General features: G+C 39.3%; 19 protein-coding genes and 1 pseudogene. 8 read left to right on the top strand and 12 right to left on the bottom strand.

Translation table 11 applies throughout. The annotated features are described in order from the left end of the window. The first annotated feature begins 6 nt into the window (after positions 1-6). The 5 genes from rfbF to D3P07_RS20870 are packed head-to-tail and all read left to right on the top strand — an operon-like array spanning position 7 to position 5,239. The gene (rfbF, locus tag D3P07_RS20890) at positions 7-780 is read left to right on the top strand and encodes a glucose-1-phosphate cytidylyltransferase (RefSeq protein WP_119802195.1); all 774 of its coding nucleotides are present in this window, start codon (positions 7-9) and stop codon (positions 778-780) included. Further along, positions 765-1,853 (top strand): CDP-glucose 4,6-dehydratase, encoded by a 1,089-nt coding sequence (rfbG, locus tag D3P07_RS20885; protein WP_182914437.1) that lies wholly within the window; start codon positions 765-767, stop codon positions 1,851-1,853. The genes rfbF and rfbG overlap by 16 nt, the downstream gene beginning before the upstream one ends. 32 nt (positions 1,854-1,885) lie before the next feature. Continuing rightward, positions 1,886-2,575 carry an LbetaH domain-containing protein gene (locus D3P07_RS20880; protein WP_119802194.1) on the top strand — a complete coding sequence of 230 codons (690 nt, stop codon included), beginning with the start codon at positions 1,886-1,888 and terminating at the stop codon, positions 2,573-2,575. A 32-nt stretch (positions 2,576-2,607) separates the two neighbouring features. Continuing rightward, positions 2,608-3,474 (top strand): NAD-dependent epimerase/dehydratase family protein, encoded by an 867-nt coding sequence (locus tag D3P07_RS20875; RefSeq protein ID WP_119802193.1) that lies wholly within the window; start codon positions 2,608-2,610, stop codon positions 3,472-3,474. Further along, entirely contained in the window at positions 3,458-5,239 is a 1,782-nt protein-coding gene (locus tag D3P07_RS20870) for a thiamine pyrophosphate-binding protein (protein ID WP_119802192.1), read from the top strand. Before D3P07_RS20875 ends, D3P07_RS20870 begins: the two co-directional genes overlap by 17 nt. A 262-nt stretch (positions 5,240-5,501) precedes the next feature. Here D3P07_RS20870 and D3P07_RS20865 read toward each other — a convergent pair whose 3' ends face one another. The 3 genes from D3P07_RS20865 to D3P07_RS20855 all read right to left on the bottom strand — a co-directional run bounded on the left by D3P07_RS20865 (position 5,502) and on the right by D3P07_RS20855 (position 6,470). Further along, positions 5,502-5,744, bottom strand: a complete 243-nt coding sequence (locus D3P07_RS20865; protein WP_259391622.1) for an IS3 family transposase — start codon at positions 5,742-5,744, stop codon at positions 5,502-5,504. A gap of 135 nt (positions 5,745-5,879) precedes the next feature. Continuing rightward, positions 5,880-5,978, bottom strand: a complete 99-nt coding sequence (locus D3P07_RS27945; RefSeq protein ID WP_397334613.1) for an IS3 family transposase — start codon at positions 5,976-5,978, stop codon at positions 5,880-5,882. Positions 5,979-6,143: 165 nt separating this feature from the next. Beyond that, positions 6,144-6,470, bottom strand: coding sequence for a helix-turn-helix domain-containing protein (locus D3P07_RS20855; protein ID WP_119802191.1), 327 nt, complete (start codon positions 6,468-6,470; stop codon positions 6,144-6,146). Between the two features lie 312 nt (positions 6,471-6,782). Between D3P07_RS20855 and D3P07_RS20850 the strand changes: the two genes are divergently transcribed. Next, positions 6,783-7,037 carry a helix-turn-helix domain-containing protein gene (locus D3P07_RS20850; RefSeq protein ID WP_182914436.1) on the top strand — a complete coding sequence of 85 codons (255 nt, stop codon included), beginning with the start codon at positions 6,783-6,785 and terminating at the stop codon, positions 7,035-7,037. Positions 7,038-7,258: 221 nt separating this feature from the next. Beyond that, positions 7,259-7,692, top strand: a pseudogene (locus D3P07_RS27660) (IS5/IS1182 family transposase); the annotation flags it as partial. A gap of 43 nt (positions 7,693-7,735) precedes the next feature. Here D3P07_RS27660 and rfbH read toward each other — a convergent pair. Further along, on the bottom strand, positions 7,736-9,238 hold the full coding sequence (gene rfbH / locus D3P07_RS20845) for a lipopolysaccharide biosynthesis protein RfbH (RefSeq protein ID WP_119802189.1): 1,503 nt from the start codon (positions 9,236-9,238) through the stop codon (positions 7,736-7,738). Between the two features lie 163 nt (positions 9,239-9,401). Further along, positions 9,402-11,519 (bottom strand): glycosyltransferase family 2 protein, encoded by a 2,118-nt coding sequence (locus tag D3P07_RS20840; RefSeq protein ID WP_119802188.1) that lies wholly within the window; start codon positions 11,517-11,519, stop codon positions 9,402-9,404. A gap of 330 nt (positions 11,520-11,849) precedes the next feature. On the opposite strand from D3P07_RS20840, the gene D3P07_RS20835 reads away from it, so the two are divergent. Continuing rightward, positions 11,850-13,787: a tetratricopeptide repeat-containing glycosyltransferase family 2 protein gene (locus D3P07_RS20835; protein WP_119802187.1), complete on the top strand. Its 1,938-nt coding sequence runs from the start codon at positions 11,850-11,852 to the stop codon at positions 13,785-13,787. Between the two features lie 52 nt (positions 13,788-13,839). Here D3P07_RS20835 and fliT read toward each other — a convergent pair whose 3' ends face one another. From fliT to D3P07_RS20800, 7 genes are all read right to left on the bottom strand, one after another. Continuing rightward, positions 13,840-14,163, bottom strand: a complete 324-nt coding sequence (gene fliT / locus D3P07_RS20830) for a flagellar protein FliT (protein ID WP_119802186.1) — start codon at positions 14,161-14,163, stop codon at positions 13,840-13,842. Beyond that, a complete protein-coding gene (gene fliS / locus D3P07_RS20825; RefSeq protein WP_119802185.1) occupies positions 14,163-14,555 on the bottom strand; it encodes a flagellar export chaperone FliS in 393 nt (130 codons plus the stop codon). The genes fliT and fliS overlap by 1 nt, the downstream gene beginning before the upstream one ends. Before the next feature lie 14 nt (positions 14,556-14,569). Next, entirely contained in the window at positions 14,570-16,069 is a 1,500-nt protein-coding gene (gene fliD / locus D3P07_RS20820; protein ID WP_119802184.1) for a flagellar filament capping protein FliD, read from the bottom strand. Between the two features lie 19 nt (positions 16,070-16,088). Then, on the bottom strand, positions 16,089-16,469 hold the full coding sequence (locus D3P07_RS20815; protein WP_119802183.1) for a flagellar protein FlaG: 381 nt from the start codon (positions 16,467-16,469) through the stop codon (positions 16,089-16,091). A gap of 159 nt (positions 16,470-16,628) precedes the next feature. After that, a complete protein-coding gene (locus D3P07_RS20810) occupies positions 16,629-17,402 on the bottom strand; it encodes a flagellin N-terminal helical domain-containing protein (protein ID WP_119802182.1) in 774 nt (257 codons plus the stop codon). Between the two features lie 75 nt (positions 17,403-17,477). Beyond that, positions 17,478-18,251 carry a flagellin N-terminal helical domain-containing protein gene (locus tag D3P07_RS20805; RefSeq protein WP_119802181.1) on the bottom strand — a complete coding sequence of 258 codons (774 nt, stop codon included), beginning with the start codon at positions 18,249-18,251 and terminating at the stop codon, positions 17,478-17,480. 74 nt (positions 18,252-18,325) lie between these two features. Next, entirely contained in the window at positions 18,326-19,123 is a 798-nt protein-coding gene (locus tag D3P07_RS20800) for a flagellin N-terminal helical domain-containing protein (RefSeq protein WP_119802180.1), read from the bottom strand. Between the last annotated feature and the right edge of the window lie 15 nt (positions 19,124-19,138).

Below are 19,138 nucleotides of genomic sequence, written 5' to 3'. Positions count from 1 at the left end.
ACTGTCATGAAAACTGTTATACTTGCCGGTGGATTTGGCACCAGAATCAGCGAAGAATCACATCTTAAACCTAAACCATTGATTGAAATTGGTGATTTGCCAATATTATGGCATATTATGAAGTATTACTCTCACTTCGGATTCCATGAATTTGTCATATGCTGCGGTTATAAAGCTTATGCAATCAAGGAATTTTTTGCAGACTATTATCTTCACAATTCGGATATTACCTTTGATTTTTCTAGCGACAACAAAATGACTGTTCATAACAATTTTGCAGAACCATGGAAGGTAACACTTATTGACACCGGACTTAACACGATGACTGGCGGAAGAATAAAAAGAGTAAAAGAGTATGTAGGAAATGAGCCTTTTATGCTGACATATGGTGATGGGGTCAGTGATATAGATATCCCTGCCCTACTACATTTCCATAGATCTCATGGAAAGATTGCAACCATATCTGCCATACAGCCAGGAGGCCGATTTGGGGTTTTAAATATTGACAAAGATCATTCCATTACAAGCTTTAAAGAGAAGGCTCTAGAAGACGGCGGTTGGGTCAATGGCGGCTTTATGGTCTTGCAACCTGAAGTTTTTGACTATATTGAGGGCGATGATACCATTTTCGAAAGACAACCACTTGAACAGATAGCAGAAAGCAATAACCTTGCGGCCTACAAACACAAAGGCTTCTGGCAATGTATGGATACATTGAGGGATAAAAACACACTGGATGAACTATGGCAAGAAGGCACAGCACCATGGAAAGTATGGTGACATTAATGAATTTATCATTTTTTAAAGATAAAACTGTTTTAATAACTGGCCATACAGGCTTTAAGGGTTCGTGGCTTTGCAAAGTGTTATCAGGTGCCGGAGCCAACGTTATAGGCTATGGTCTTCAACCAATTACTAACCCGAGTTTATATCATTTATGCAAAATCGATACCATTGTTAAGTCATATATTGAGGATATAAGAGATTTAAAGAAACTTATGGAGGTTTTCGAAAAAGAGCAGCCGGAAATTGTTATTCATATGGCAGCTCAGCCCCTTGTTAGAGAGAGCTACAAAGACCCTGTTTATACCTATGAAACTAATGTTATGGGTACAGTAAATGTTTTGGAGTGTATTCGCCTTACAAACAGTGTCAAGTCAGTTTTAAACGTAACCACCGATAAAGTATATTATAACAACGAGTGGGAATGGGGTTATCGTGAACACGACATTCTAGATGGATTTGAGCCTTATGCCAACAGCAAATCTTGCTCAGAATTGGCTACTAATAGCTATAAGCGTTCTTTCTTTCTCGAGAGAAAGTTGCCCGTTTCTACAGCTAGAGCCGGCAATGTTATAGGTGGAGGGGACTTTTCGGCTGATCGAATCATTCCTGACTGTGTAAGATCGGCACAAGACAAAAAGGACATTTTTGTTAGAAATCCTTTTTCAGTCCGCCCATATGAGCACGTTTTAGAGCCTTTAAGCGTCTATCTTGAAATTATTAAAAAACAGTATGAAAATTTTGATTTTCAGGGTTCCTATAATGTGGGACCAAACGATAGCGACTGTATTACCACAGGCGAACTTGCAAACCTTTTCTGTAAAAGCTGGGGAGATGGAATAACGTGGCATACTGGTCAACAAGAAGGCCCGCATGAGTCAAATTACTTGAAACTTGATTGTTCAAAGATAAAAAGCGCTCTAAATTGGGAACCACGCTGGGATATAGAAAAAGCGGTTGAAAAAACAGTAGAATGGTCAAAAGTATTTGTTGCAAACGGTGATGTTATAACATGTATGGAAGAGCAAATATCAGAATTTTGGAACGCGAGATATACTGTGGGTGTTTAAGGAACATAAGATGAAGAAAGGATAATGACTGCATGATTACGTCTCTTACAACAACTGAACTTAAAAGTTATATATCTTCTCAACTTAATCTTTTTTTTCCTGACAAATATAAGTTTGAAGGTCATGATGTAGACTCGGCAATGGGCCTTGCACTTGAACGTACAGAGTATTGTTTTAAACATATTACTTTAAGAGGCTTTACCCAAGATGGTCAAGCTTACTTTTCACATCTTCATTCTGATCAGTATAGTCAGTTTTTGTTTTTTTTGTCCAATAGTTTATGGAAAATATCTGAAAATAGGCCTTTGTGCGATAAATTAATCTTTTTGAATAAAGCTTTAAATGGATTATTTTACTCGTACAAATCCGGACTTCCAGATATTTTTTTGTTTGGACATCCTGTGGGTTCTATTATCGGAAACGCTGTATATTCAGATTTTTTGGTCATTTTTCAGAATGTAACAATCAATACAGATGAAGATGAAAACGGAAACCCAGCGCCTCGTTTGGGTAAGGGATTATTTTTGGGCGCTGGCGCCAAAATAATCGGCAACAAACCTATTGGGGATAGAGTTTCAATTGGTGTTGATGCTTTAGTACATAATACGGCAATAGAGTCAGATAGTGTTGTCATTAAGGATAGCACAGGAAATGTTATCATTTCAAAACGCAAAAAAGACCAATGTATGGCACAGAGATATTTTTCAGTTGAAATCAAATAGCCTATTTCAAAAATAAAAAATTGAGGTTCTTCATGCGAAAAATACTTATCACTGGGAAAACTGGTTTTATTGGCAGAAATATTTATCCTATATTAAATGAAAAATATGATGTTTCGGCCCCTTCCAGGCAGGAGCTAAATTTATTAGACTCAAATTCAGTTTATGAATATTTAAAAAGTGGCAAGTTTGATGCCATTCTTCATCTTGCAAACCCTAACCCAGTGAAAAATCCAGAAAATGATATAGAGTCCAATATGCTAAAAGACAGCCTAACCGGATTTTTAAATCTATCACGGCACCAAGACCTTTATGGAAAAATGATATATTCGGGCTCAGGTGCTGAATTTGATAAAACTCTGGATATTTCGTCTATTCAGGAAACTGAGTTTGGGAGAAGTATTCCAAAAGATGTATACGGTTTTGGTAAATATATTATGAATGAGATGGCATTAAAGTCCCAAAACATAATTAACATGCGTATTTTTGCTTGCTATGGACCTACAGACCATTATTCCAAGTTTATAACTCATTGCATAAACTGTTGTGATAATAAAGAGCCTATAACCATTAGACAAGACTGCTATTTCGATTATATGCACGTATTCGATGTTGCAAAAATTGCCGAGTTTTTTATTGATTCGCCCCTTAATTATCATGATTACAACTGTTGCTCTGGTACACGCTATACCCTCTTTCAAATAGCGGAGGAAGTGCGCAAACAAACTAACAGTCAAAATGAAATTACGTTCTTGAGCGATGGATTTAACAAGGAATATACTGCATCAAATGATAGGTTAAAGACGGAGTACAGAAAGGAACTAGATCTAATTTCTTTAGAAAAAGGAATACAAATGCAAATAGAATGGCAAAGGAGTCATAGAGATGAGAAGAGTCGCTGATATAATAATGGATATACTAGTTGAAAATGGTATAACAGATTGCTTTGCAGTTGTAGGTGGCGGCGCAATGCATTTAAATAATGCTTTAGCACTTAATGATAATATAAATAAATACTTTAATCATCATGAGCAGGCTTGCTCCATGGCTGCAAGTTCATATGCTTATATATCTGGAAAACCAGCAGCAGTTATTGTTACATCTGGTCCAGGAGCAACAAATGCCATAACAGGTGTAATGGGCGCATGGCAAGATGGATTGCCTATGATTGTAATATCTGGTCAAGTAAGATACGAAACTACTGCAAAAGCATGTGATTTACCTTTAAGATACAGGGGAATACAGGAATTTGATATTATAGGTTCTGTGCAAAATATGACGAAGTATGCAAAAATGATTATCGACCCTTTATCAATAAAGCACGAACTGCAAAAAGCCATTGATATTTCTTTTAGTGGTCGTAGAGGACCGGTCTGGCTAGATATACCTCTAAATGTTCAAAGCTCAATTATCGAAGAAGACGAACTTTATAGCATTGCTGCTGAAGAAAAGATAGTATTACCCGGAATATCCGATATAGAAGTGAAGGAACTATTTGAGTTAATTAAAAATGCTGAAAGACCTTGTTTTCTTGCGGGTACCGGTTTAAGAATGAGCAATACCGTGGAGCAATTTGTGAAATTTGCCGAAATTTCCGGAGTACCGGTTATTGGTGCTGCTCTTGCTGCAGATGTAATGTACAGAGAGCACCCAAATTACTTTGGCTTGTCTGGTTTTATAGGCCCTAGAACTGGTAATTTCATTTTGCAAAATGCCGATTTAATTGTGTCCTTTGGTTCTTCCTTAGGGTTTAAAACAACTGGCTTTGCACAAAATCAGTTTGCGCCTAAATCTCGTGTGGTTGCTATTGACGTTGATGAATTTGAAATGCAGAAGCCTGGCTTAAATATATATAAGTTTATTCATTCTGATTTGTCAATATTTTTTGAAAAAATAGAAAACAAATCTAAACCTTTCAACATAGATGAAAAATGGCTCGATTATTGCAACATGCTAAAAAACAAATTCACACCTTTTGAAGCTATGAAAAATATAACAGATGATGAAAGAGTTTGTTCATATAACTTCTGGAAAAAATTTGAGGAGTATGAGCCTAGTGATAGTATTTCGGCGCTTGGTAATAATACAGGTTGCAGCAGTAAGCTTCAAATAGGTACAAGAAAAGAAAATCAACGTATTGTAACTAGCCCCAACTGCGGCTCTATGGGACTTGATCTGCCTGCGGCAATTGGTGCAGCCATAGCCTCAAAAAAAGATGTTTTCTGCGTAACCGGAGAAGGTAGTATTATGATGAACCTACAGGAGCTGCAAACCATTGTTCATTATAAGCTTCCTGTAAAGCTAGTTATTTTTTCAAATGACGGATATGCGGCTATTAGACAGACTTCTAAGAACTTTTTCAATGGGGTCTATGTAGGCTGTACACCTGATAGTGGGATTAGTTTCCCTGATTTCGAAAAATTGGCTTCTGTATTTGACAGCCCTTATCATCGCTGCAATTGCAATGGAGAGCTTGACGAGAGTTTAGAGTGGCTTTGTAACCAAAACGGCTTTGCAATATTGGAAATAATGCAAAAGCTAGATGACCCAGTTACTCCAAAGGTTATGTCAAGAATGAATGCAGACGGAACTTTTTCTACGCCTGCCTTGCAAGATATGGCGCCATTCCTTGATAAGGAAGAAATCGATAAATTAATGCTGTGGTAATATGCTCATTTTCCAATTGCAGTATCTTGTATAAAAATAGGCCTTTTTGCGATAAATTAATCTATTTGAATAAACCTTTAAATAAATTGTATATTCATACAAAGCAAGACTTCAAATTTATTTTTGTTTGGCTATCGGTAATGCATCACATTCGAATATTTCATGGTAATTCTTGGGAACACATCAATCAATACGGATGAAGAAAAAAAATAGAACCCCGCCCCACTGGTCATGCCCCAATTAAGGAGACATTTAAAAACATCTAGGCTACAAGCTGGTTCCTGTATTCAACAGGAGTCAGCTTGTTTAGTTTTCGCTGTGCCCTATCTTCTTTGTAAAAACGTATATATTCCTCAATTCTTCTTTGTGCCTCATCGATACTTCGTATATCATAAGGATAGAGTGCTTCGACTTTAAGATGAGAGAAGAAGCTCTCGATTGAGGCGTTGTCATAACAATTGCCTCGGCGTGACATGCTGATTTGGGCTCCAACCTGTGGCAGCATGTCGTAGTATGCATGGGACGTGTACTGGCATCCCTGATCGCTAAATCCCTTTGCAGCTTATTCTCAGCGATTCTACCATCGGATACAGTGGCTACATAGCTTGTTCTATGGGCGTACTTACGGCGTATAATCGCTTTAATACCAAGTTGCTGCCATTAACCGCAGAACTTTCTTATGATTCACTACAAGCCTGTACTGACGGTACAGCTCATCCTGTATACTGCGATACCCTATGCTTTTGTCACGAATCTTACGTTATAACTCCTCATCAGTATCGTTATCCTTGCGCTTTAGATAGACGAAGTAACCGCTTCGACTGATTCCCAGATAGCCACAAAGTTCCTTTACTGTTCTCTTGTCTCTTGGGCTTCAGTTCGTCAATGACGGTATGCTTGCTCTTCAACCCTCTCGATTCAAGATTTGTAACCACTTTTTTAGGACATCTACCTCCAGGTATAGACGACGCAGTTCACGTTCTTGTTCCGTTTCAACCCTGTGTGGATCTCCACGTCTATCCTCGAATGCTGCTGCTCCCTTTTCCCGGTATTTCCTTATCCAGACTTTAACTCGATCCTTATCATGCACTCCTAGGTGATCTGTAATCTTGCTGTAGCTCCACCCCTCATCAACATGTAATCGTATAGCCTCCAATTTAAGAGACTCAGGATAATGCTGGTGTTGATGCTTAGTACACAATACGGCAATAGAATCAGATAGTGTTGTCATTAAGGATAGTGAAATGTTATAATTTCAAAACGCAAAAAAAAAAAAAATGTATGGCACATAGATATTTTTCAGTTAAAATCAGATCAAAAGTTTCTATAAGGGGTTTCTTGTATCCATTGTATAATCTCCAAATTCAAAACTGCATTTCAAAAAATGGAGTAAGGTATGTTTTTTACAAATTGCTTATGAAAATCAATGGCTCCTTTTTTTACCGACAAAATGTAATATGAAGTGCGACACATAAAAATGACCCATGACTGAATCGTGTGTAGAATGGAGTTACCACACAACCCCTACACAGGAGAATCTGCCATGAGCTATAAGCATTTTACCATAAGAGAACGAAGTCAGCATCGATTGGGGTGGACCGCACGGGCAATAGCACGTAAGGTTAATCGTCATCATTCGAGTGTATCCCGTGAGTTACAACGTCAAGCCGATCAAGATTTTTATGATGCCGAGAAGGCGCAAGAGAGCTATATAATAAGACGGAAGCATTGTAAACGGCATGAGAAGTGGAATGCTGCACGGCAGCAATATATCACCGCTAAACTTGCAGAAACCTGATCTCCTGAACAGATTGAAGGCATTTTTGATTAGAAAATATTGTTAAGTCGTTCGATAGCTAATCCATAAAATACTTTAAACTTGATAAAAACTATGGCATAGCTTGAAATACCAATCATGCCATATCCATAGCAAAGGGAGATTTTATCTCTTTTTAGACCATGACGATTTGTCGACCCCTTATGCTCTGTTTGAAGTGGTTAAGGGCATTAATGAGAATAGCCGCAACTCCGCTCCTAAAAGGGCTTGCATTACAGCATCCATATTTCAACATGAAGTATGCAAGGTATGGATGCTGGTTATGATTATGAACCCATATACAAGCAAGTTCGAGAAGTGAAGGCGAATGCCGCTATAGCATATAATCGTCGTCGAGAACCAGAACTTATTGGGTTTGACGAACACTTCGCCCCTACCTGTGTCAGGGATATTTTTAACGCTATGACAGCTATGACCCGAAATATGAAACCATTAAGTACGTTCGACCACAAGAGAATGTAAAAGCTGTCCACCAGCGCAGGATTCGCTCTGCCAGAAGGTCTACAAGATAAAGATCACGACAGATCTTAGAAAGTATACCGCTCCGGCTCGTGGTTCAAAACTGTGGAAAGACATCGCCAAAAAACGATTTGCAGTCGAAAGAGTTAATTCGTACAAAGCCTCCTGCAAAAATAACGACCTTCATAATTCCACCTTGCTTACTGGCTCGAATATTTAACAGCTTCTATTATTTTTGTAGCCATATACTCAATTTTCTCGTCGTCCAATCCTGGATAGACACCGACCAAAAACGTGTCATGCATGATTTTATCCGTATTCTTCAGATCGCCTACAACACGGTAATGCAAACCCTGAAAAGCTGGTTGCTTAGTGATATTACCAGCAAACAACATCCGTGTTTGGATATGATGTTCTTCCAAAAACTGCGTCATTTTTTGTCTGGACAATTTATTGCCATCACGAATCGTCAAAATAAAACCAAACCAACTCGGTTCACTATTGGAGGTAGCCAGAGGCAATATTAAATTATTTTCCAGTTCTTTTAGTTTGGTATGCAAGAGAGAAAAATGACGATTTCTTCTCTCCACAAACTCGGGTAGTTTTTTAAGCTGCTCTAGCCCAATCGCTGCCTGCATGTCCGTAACCTTCAAGTTGTAGCCAAGGTGAGAATACGTATACTTATGATCATAACCTTTTGGCAAATCCCCAAGCTGCCAGCCAAATCGTTTATGACATGTGTCGTCGCAACCGGAAGGACACCAACAGTCTCTTCCCCAATCTCTAAAGGATTCAATAATCATTTTCAGTTTGGGATCGTTAGTATAGACCGCACCGCCCTCCCCCATGGTAATGTGGTGCGGTGGATAAAAGCTGGAAGTACCAATATGACCAATCGTTCCAGTAAGTCTACCTCCATACCTAGCACCTAAAGCATCACAGTTATCCTCAATCACCCAAAGCTGATGTTTTTCGGCGAACTGCATCACAGCTTCAAGATTAAACGGATTCCCCATTGTATGGGCAATTATAATTGCCTTTGTGCGATCTGAAATAGCCTCTTCAAGTTGAGAGACATCAATATTATAGGTGCCCAACTCTACATCTACAAATACTGGAACCAAGCTATTTTGAATAATAGGAGCAACTGTTGTCGGGAATCCAGCTGCAACCGTGATCACTTCATCTCCAGCCAATAATCTACGATTGCCTAGTTTAGGAGAAGTCAATGCAGACACTGCAAGAAGATTGGCCGAAGATCCGGAGTTAGTTAAAAGAGCATATTTCACACCCAAATACCGGGCAAATTCTTTTTCAAATTTCATAGAGAAACGTCCTGTAGTCAACCAAAAGTCAAGGGATGCATCAGTTAGAGCAACCATTTCTTTTTCATCATATATCTTACCGGAATACGGGATTTTTGTTTGTCCTGCTTCAAATGGTTTCTGTTGATGAAATAAGGTATAGAACTCTTTAACCTGTGAAAAGATACGTTGCCGTTTCGCTTTTTCTAGTTCATACAAAGAAATAGTATAGGTTGTTACCGCACCTTGATTTTGGATTGATTTCCTCTCGATTTCCCTTATTGTTGTAAGATCCAACTCTTGTTCGCTAACATTTGCGATAAGCAGACTGTATTGTTGTACTTCAATAATGGCAGCAGCTTGGTTCTCAAAGTGGATAATCTGGCCTACTTTATACATACGAGTCTCCTTTAATTTAGACGCTCTTTATTTTTCACCATTAATATTTTGGCCTTTGATCCTATTTCCATCCCTGATAGCGGCCATTTTAGTCAATTCCTAATTCAACCGTTCTAAGTTTACTTATGAGAAAGAACATATTACTTTACTCATAGGGTCCCCCTCATATGCGATATAATTTATACATAAAACTACAGGCATCATACACATTGCTGATATTGAAGAAAGATGCGTCTAATATTAATGAGCCATCATTGTGAACTCCCCATAGATATATTTTTTCTTTAATATCAATATAAGTTGTTCCTTTAAAATCCGAGTTTTGCGAGTATGATTCTTTAAACCACTCCAAAAAATCTTCATTTCCTAAAGCGGCTGCTGATTCCTCGAATTCACGAACCCGATCTTTAAAACTGGGATCTGTTTCTGAAAGTAGTTCGACACATGAAGAGTAAGCTAATTTCCAATCAATTTTGTGCAACTTGAAATTGGGACTAATATTTTTTTGACATATCTTTGCATACTCACTAAATAGAAGCCATTTATCTGAGTTCCCTTGTACAGGGAATACTTTTGTAGCATACGCTCTTTGATTGGAAATTTGACGGTTCTTTTTCTTATATTCCTCTTCAGCAGTACTAGATTCAAGCATTTTAGTAGCTTGCATTCCAATACTTTGATTGGACATGCCTGCTACTGTTATTGGATACTTGATGTGTAGCAGCTGTTCGTTTAATGCATAGTTAATTAATCCTGTATATATATCCTGTGACCCACCATCGATAAATTTCCCTGTTTTTTCTATAATTGTACCAATATATCTACGACGAAAACCTGAATTTATATAGAACATTGGGAGAAAGTACACGGATAGCTGCAAATTCAGTATAGCTGCTAAGTAATCATTACAGTTTATAACATGTGCTTGCACATTTCCGGATCGATATGAGGATGGAATAGCAAGTAAATCATCCTGGCCTTTGCCTACACCTGGCCACATGTACATTAACCTGTCCCAAACTATTACATCCTGGTCCGGGTATTGTTTCAAAACCTCACGCAATGTCTCCAAACCACGATGCAACACAGCATCATCAGATCCAATTGAAAAAATAAATTCCCCTTTAGCTAGGCAAAATGCAAATTCAAAATTTTCTTTGAGTGTAAGCTCACGTTCGGGACGGTAATACTTTATTCGCAGGTCATTAAACTGCTGAACAAGATGTAGAGTATCATTATTTCCTTCCGAACTATTATCACTAATAACGATCTCAAAATCTTTGCCTGAATCATATAGACAAGTTCTGAGTGTATGTTCCAAGGTTTTTGAGCAATTCCGTGTAGGTATAACGATACTAATTAATAATGAGTGTTCCTCCCAGGGGAAGGAGGTATCTATATTATAAAGCCTATTCAAAGTTAGATGAAAATCTCCATATAAACAGAATGAAACAATCCCTTCTGCATGATGGTCAGCAGGCGCAAAAACAATCTCAAACTGGTTTCCGAGACCACCAATCGTATCCACGTTAACAATCTTATCAAGTACTTCTGAGCGACAAATAACATTACAATGTTGATGAGTGCTATGTTTATCCTTAATTTCTTTCAGAATATATGGCGTCGTGTCAATTATATCTGAGTTTGTTTGAAGAATTACTGGACGTATAATTTGTATTCCGTTACTATTCTCCATATTTTCAAAAATAACAGTAATTACCTCATCCAGTTCTGGTAAGGCATCGACCTTCACTTCAATAGACTCTGCCAAATAATAAATCCGATTCCCATAACGACTCATCATTTGATTTGCTATCAAAAAGAATGTATCTTCACCAAATGCACTCCCCGTAATAAAAATAAAGTCTTGATTCGAGGCATTCCTGAAACTATTAAATGCTACATAAAGTTTTGATGACTCTTTCATCATTTTTTCAATATCAGTAACAGTCTCTAGTACTTCATTCAAGGAATTATCCTCTAATCGACAGTATGTTGCAAAACAAATGGCACTTTCGACGTGCAACTCTCTCTCATAAAAAATATATCCTAAGTTATAATAAATATCTGCACAATCTGGGTATGCATATAGACCTCCAATCAAAATGTTTTCTGCATCTTGAATATTTCCCATTGCTCGGAACAATATTGCCTTTACATTTATATATTCAAAACTTGTAAAATTACCTTCATCCAAGACATCTATGAGTTCATATGCGCTTACAAAATCCCCATCTTCTACATAGCTTTTCATTTCTAAAAAAATATTCTGTAGGTCCATGATCTTTACTCCATTCAATATCTACCTCGATAGAGGATTTATTATTAGATTTTTCCACAGATTGAAACCTTGCTTTCACAAATTTTATTTCACTTTAATCTTTCCATTGGTTTTGATAATTTCAAAAAAAACGTAATCGACGTTATGTTTGTTATAACCATGTTTCATATATGATCTAATAATTTATTATCGGCGTTTTCATGATAAAATTGAAGTAAAGGTCGGAGATATTACATGGTTAAAGGCCGTTCTTATTCATTAATGCAATTCATTAAAATTGTCGATATATAGTGTTGTAGTATATCTTAGTTATGACAGGAGAACTCCTTTATGAATAATCTACTTTCTGTTTGCATGATTGTGAAAGATGAAGAAGACACGTTAGACCGTTGTCTTAAAAGTATTAAAGATTTTGCCGATGAAATCATTATTGTTGATACCGGTTCGACTGATGCTACCAAAGACATAGCTAAAAAGTACACTGAACATATTTATGATTTTAAATGGGTCAATAATTTCTCTACCGCTCGGAACGAGAGTATAAAATATGCTAGTGGGAAATGGATACTGGTATTAGATGCGGATGAGTATATTAGTACAGAGGATATTAGACAATTCAGATTGTTTTTAGAAGAAGAAGATGCAAGGGCTTCTATAATCTACACAATATCTGTAATTAGTTATGTTGGCGAGTCGATACGACAGGCTAATATAACAGAAGCTCCAATCCCAAGATTATTCCCTAACCATATGGGAATCCAATATCATCGTCCTATCCACGAACAACCTATTGGCGGGAATGGTGAGTTGTTAACTTCCATCCCATCACCAATCACAGTATTCCATACCGGATATACAAGAGATGTTATTGAAAAGAAAGATAAACTCAAGAGAAATGAATTAATTTTTACCGAACTCAAAAAAAAGAATGGTTTTACAGCCTATGATCACTTTACGATTGGTAACGAGTGTGCCGCCAAGAATGACCAGAAACGAGCGTTATATTACTATGAAAGAGCTTTTCAAAAAGCCACCGAGAGCAACCCATGGCGGTTCACCTGTGCCTATGAAATGTGGAACATATACCTTAAATTGGATCGCATACAGGATGCTTGGGATCTGAATGAGCGTTTCTTTGGCAAATATAAAAATCATCCCGAGTACTACTGCTTTCAGGGGGTTATGTTCGAGCAATTTAGTTTTATCAATAAGGCTAAGCAAAGCTTCCTTACAGCCTTTCAATTAGCAGAGGAACTTTCAGCGAAGCAAGAACGTTTCTTTCTGGTTAACCCATCTTTCGGATCTACGATTCCTTTATCCAGACTAGCTCACCTAGCTTCACTTGAACATAATAATCAGGATATGATTTATTACTACACTATGATATTAAAAGGGAATCCGCTTGAACAAGCGACCTTGATCAAATTAATTGAACGATTATCACAACATGAAACCACAGAACAAATAATAAGCTTTCTTAGCAAATTGTATCCAGAGCCAACACAACGCGACTTGATTTTACTAGTCAATATCTGCACATCGCTGGGTGTTAAAGAGCTGGCTGTTCATTATTATAATCAATTGACTGATCCAGAGGCGCTACGGTTAGAATCAAGGCTAAAATTCTCTATTTTAACTCATCAACCCGAAGTATTTATGAAACTTCTTAATTTAGTTGAGCAGCCTGTTTCAGCTTCTACTTTGCGTCTGATTGCAGTTGGAGCCATTGCTTGGAATTCTTCTGAAATAATGAATTATCAGGATCAATTAGAATCGGACGACCCCCGCTTAGCTAGCGTTCTACAACATGTAGTACAGCAAAATTTAACTGTAGATGAAACAAAGAATCACGCTTTCGATTTTTTCCACCTTCTTACTGATCTGTTTTTATTACAGCAATATGAACAATTTGACCAATATGTATCCACACTCAAGTCTCCTTTACTTTTAAATTTACTGGCGAATTTCTTTTATTCAAAACAACTTATTGATCTTTCCGTTGGTTACTATCAAACCCTGCTAGAAGAACAGGAACTACATGCGGGGAGCTTACTCAACTTGGCATATATGCATATAAATGATCATTTATATGATGATGGAATTTCTTTCCTGGAAGAAGCTATCCGTATAGAGCCTGGTACCAAGCAGTCTTACTTGCTACTTTTGTTAAACTGTCCTGATGACATAAAAAAACATCGATATCGTAAGCAGTTCTTTGAGCAATTTTCTCACTATGGTAAATTACCCTTTCTTCAAGAATTGCAGTGAACGACAAAAGAGCCGTGCTGATCGTAACTCATCAGCACAGCTCTTTTACTCGTTAATTTCGAATATCTATGAAATAGCTACTGCCTCCGTACTGAGCATCATAGCTGGATCTTTGTTTTCGATTGTCATCCATTCGCTTCATCCCTTGTGCCGCCTCGTCCTTCAACTGATTCATACGATTTATAATAACTTCATCGTAAGAAGCAATCTGCTTAATATAATGTTTATCCTCTTGGGTAACGTTGGCAGACTGACTCAACACAGCAATTACTTCATCACGAAGCTCTAATAATTCAGTAAGCTGCTCTATTGTAGCTAGTTGAATTTGATTGACAAGACATAACGTTTGGTCATGTAATTTTTGTACTGTACTCATTATCGATTGGCAACGGTTGGATTAGAAGCCGAACCCTGCTTGGCAATCTGTCTCCAACTCTCTCTCAACTCTGTCAAATGGTTAATAACTTCTAGGACAGGCTTCGTATCTTTTTTCATGTTTCCTTCAATAAGCAAGTGCAATAAATAATCATATAGCTTCAACAGATTTTGAGACATTTCTATCTCCTGATTTAAGCTCGCAATCAGTTCATGAATGATTGACTGCGCTTTGCAAAGACTGCGATTAGCAGCCTCATATTTTTTTTGATCCACTTCATCGACGGATTGTTTTGCAAATCGAATCGCACCGTCGTAAAGCATGACGACGAGTTGGACGGGAGTCGCCGTTTGCACGGACGACTCCTGGTATTTCTGGTAGGGGTTAATCATCAATTCCCAACTCCTTATCCATTCATAAAGCTTCCCAAGCTACCTGCTTGAGAATTGTATCGATTAATAGCCGTCTCCATGGCCGTAAACTGCTTGTAATACTGGGTCTCCAACATCGTAAGTCTTCTGTTCAAATCCGCCATTCTGGAGTTGAGATCCCTCTTCTGCGTGCCCAACAACGAATTTTCCAAAAAGCTACCGGTTGAAGAAGTACTAGTCTGAGATGTGCCTGCCCGATCAGATAGCTGTTTTAACGAATCCATTAAAATATCGGACATTCTCGTAAAGACACCTGTATTCGGATTATTTACTTTGGAATATCCTGCTGCAGGTTCTTCGGCAGATTTAGCTGTAAATAAGCTCATGATTTTTTCGGGATCAGCTTCGATTGCATCTCTCAATGCTTGTTCGTTTTCAATAACCAGCTTACCGCCTTCGAACCACTTCCCCGTCGTGATGCCGATAGTCTGAATATTAAACTTATCTGCAGGGTCACCAAAACCAGAGGTTGCAGCCATACGAAGATTTGAAACAGTTTGCGATAAGATACTATCATTGCGCAGCAACCCGCTTCGTGCCTTTTCTTCCCAGAGCTCGACTTGTTTGTCCGACATTGCTTCTTTCTGCTCTTCGGTCAATGGATCGAACTTGCGGTATCTTTCTTCCCCAAGCTTCGTATTAACTTGTTCAAGAACCTTATTGTATTCACTAACAAAGTTCTTAATGGTGTCCAAAATTTTATCGGTATTCGTACCAACTGTAATAGTCGATGCTCCACCAGTCCCAGATAATTGCTTCAGCTGAATGGTCGTACCGTTTACTGTAATTTGATTCGTCTGGCTGCTCATTTGAAGACCATTGACAATGGCTGTTGCATTCTCACCAGCCTTAGGATCTACACCTGTAATTAAATTTGCTGCTGCTGAAAAATCTCCGCCTAAGACTACATCACCTTCACCCGTCGCATTGGCAGTGATAGATACCTTTCCGGACGTACTATCGTATAGAGCTGTAACCTTGGCTTCTTTATTATCATTAATTTTTTTAACCAGCGACTGAATGGTATCTGTACTTTTATTAAATTGAATAGGCACTCCATTAACAGTCACTGTTCCGCTTGACGTTGACCAGCCATCTAATTCGCCAAGTGTTTTTGAAGCATTATCACCAGCAATGCCTGTATTGAATTGGACGCTGGCTGCTTTTGCTAGTTTAGTAACCTCAACACTTAACGAGCTATTTGTTGAAGCACCTGTTACGGTTGCACTGACAGCTGATGCATTCCCCGTAATATCTGCCTTTTTAGCATCAATGGAACTGGACTGTCCGAATGTGCTTAACTTGTTATTACGAAAATCTACAAAAGTAGTGCTGATGCTACGATAAGCCTCTTGCTGCCACTCGATTCTAGTGGTTTTTTGTTGCAGCTTCTCTAACGGCGCTCTGTGTGCCGTCATAAGCTGCTTGACCATTGCGTCTATATCGAATCCGGATGCAAATCCTGATATTCTCATGTGCTCTCACTCCTCTCCCTTAAACTCTTTCATCTATTAACAATCCATTTACCTCAAGCAGCTTGGCAACGATATCGAGCGTTTTCTCCGGAGGGATCTCTCGGATAAGATCGCCCGTATCTTTGTTAATAACTTTAATCATCACGACATTAGTTTGTTCGTGAACAGACATTTCGCAAGTCGTATTTGGTCCTTGCAGAGCTTTTAGCGCCCGGTCGATCCTGCGCACCATTTGCTCATCGCCGACCGAAATTTTCAAACCGGTCATCTCAGCTTTCTTCAAAGCATCAGTACTATTAATGTGGTTAATCTGGGTGTGTTGTCTACTGACCGATTCCATTGGACCAATCTCTTGTACGATAGGCCTGTTGGAGCCTGCCGAGGAAATTGGAAGGGTCATTACGATCACCTCAACGATATTATATCTATTATATCGGTTGCTCCTATCTCATTTTATAGAGGAAATAACCGATACACTAGGCTTTCAAGACTTCCGTTCCTATAAGCAAAGGCTTTGGATAAGATCCAAAGCCTTTGCTTAATTTCTTTGCGGATGTTACTAGCGAAGCAGGGACAATACGCCTTGTGGCGCGGAGTTCGCTTGAGCAAGCATCGCTTGGGAAGCTTGAAGCAAGATGTTGTTTTTCGTAAGTTCGACCATTTCCTTCGCCATATCCGTATCACGGATACGGGATTCAGCAGCAGTCAAGTTCTCCACTGTTGTACCTAGGTTATTCGAAGTGTACTCCAGACGATTTTGTGTAGCACCCAGCGTCGCGCGTTGAGTAGCAACATTTTCAATAGCTGTTTCAATGGCGTCGATATCAGAAGAACTGGTCAAACCGGAGAAGCCATTTGTACTAACCAATGAAATAGAGATTACTTGGCTAGCATCATTTGCCTGAATGCTAACTGAACCTGTTCCGGAAATGGAAATTCCATTAAATTTTGTATCCGTCATAATTTTATCGATTTGGGAGCCAAGTTGGTTCAACTCAAGATCGATATTAGCTGTGTCTGTGTCGGAATAGGTTCCATTTGCCTTTTGTACGTTCAGTTCTTTCATACGAGTCAGCATGGCACTTACTTCGTTCATTGCGCCCTCAGCTGTTTGTACAAAAGAGATACCGTCTTGTACGTTACGTTGAGCTTGCTCCAGACCACGGATTTGGCCACGCATTTTCTCGGATACAGCAAGACCTGCCGCATCGTCAGCTGCACGGTTGATTTTCAGACCGGAAGACAGCTTCTCCATGCTCTTGCCTGCAGCAACTGTGTTCAGACCCATGTTACGATGATTGTTTAGTGCTGTGATATTGTGATTAATACGCATTGTTATTTCCTCCCTGAATGTTGGATTGGCCGCTCACTTCCATGTGAGGGCTGATTGAATTAAGCTGTCTTACGATTAACGAAGCAGTGACAATACGCCTTGTGGCGCGGAATTCGCTTGAGCAAGCATCGCTTGGGAAGCTTGCAGCAAGATATTGTTTTTCGTAAGCTCAACCATTTCCTTGGCCATATCGGTATCACGGATACGGGATTCAGCAGCAGTCAAGTTTTCAACCGTTGTGCCTAAGTTGTTCGAAGTGTATTCCAAGCGGTTTTGAGTTGCACCCAACGTAGCACGTTGAGTCGCTACCTTCTCAATTGCATTTTCAATTTGACCCAGTGTCGACGTTGCGCTAAGAGCAGAGAACCCAGTCGTGTCGACCATAGAAATTGAAATTACTTGCGAAGCATCGTTCGCTTGGATAGCTACAGTACTTGCCCCAGCAATAGCGATGCCATTGAATTTCGTATCGGTCATGATTTTATCAATTTGGGAACCAAGTTGGTTCAGCTCAAGATCGATATTAGCAATGTCAGTTGAAGAATAAGTTCCGTTTTCTGCTTGAACATTCAGCTCTTTCATACGAGTCAGCATGGCACTTACTTCGTTCATCGCGCCCTCAGCCGTTTGTACATAGGAGATACCATCTTGTACGTTACGTTGAGCTTGCTCCAGACCACGGATTTGGCCACGCATTTTCTCGGATACAGCAAGACCTGCTGCATCGTCAGCTGCACGGTTGATTTTCAGACCGGAAGACAGCTTCTCCATGCTCTTGCCTGCAGCAACCGTGTTCAGACCCATGTTACGGTGATTGTTTAGTGCTGTGATATTGTGATTAATACGCATTGTTATTTCCTCCCTGAATGTTGGTTTGGCCGCTCACTTCCATGTGACGGCTATTGAATTAGGCTGTCCTGCGATTAACGAAGCAGCGACAATACGCCTTGCGGCGCGGAGTTCGCTTGAGCAAGCATCGCTTGGGAAGCTTGAAGCAAAATGTTGTTTTTCGTAAGCTCAACCATTTCCTTGGCCATATCGGTATCACGGATGCGGGATTCAGCAGCAGTCAGGTTTTCAACCGTTGTGCCTAGGTTGTTCGAAGTGTATTCCAGACGGTTTTGTGTAGCACCAAGCTTAGCGCGCTCAGTCGCGACGGATTCAATTGCCGTTTCGATCGAAGCAAGTGATGTTGCGTTCAAGGAAGTAATTGCTGCATTCATAACAAAGGATGTTGTAGTAATCAAGTCAATATTGATGACTTGGGCAGCATCGTCTGCTTGAATCGCAACTTGTGTAGCAGTACCACTCGATTGAATATTGATACCGTTGAATTTAGTATCTGCCATGATGCTGGAAATTTGGGAACGCAGTTCGTTAACTTCCAACTCGATGTTGTCAACGTCTGTCGAAGAGTATGTACCGTTCAACGCTTGAACGTTCAGCTCTTTCATACGAGTCAGCATCGCACTTACTTCGTTCATTGCACCCTCAGCTGTTTGTACGAACGAGACACCGTCCTGTACGTTGCGCTGTGCTTGCTCCAGACCGCGAATTTGACCGCGCATTTTCTCGGATACAGCAAGGCCTGCTGCATCGTCAGCTGCACGGTTAATTTTCAAACCGGAAGAAAGCTTCTCCATGTTTTTGCCCGCAGCAACGGTATTTAGTCCCATGTTGCGGTGGTTGTTCAAAGCTGTAATGTTGTGATTGATACGCATTGATATTTCCTCCTT

Origin of the sequence: Paenibacillus sp. 1011MAR3C5, from assembly GCF_003591485.1 — a bacterium.
Taxonomy (GTDB): Bacteria; Bacillota; Bacilli; order Paenibacillales; family Paenibacillaceae; genus Pristimantibacillus.
Note: the sequence above shows the minus strand (reverse complement) of the source record. Positions and strands in the feature narration are given on the sequence as shown.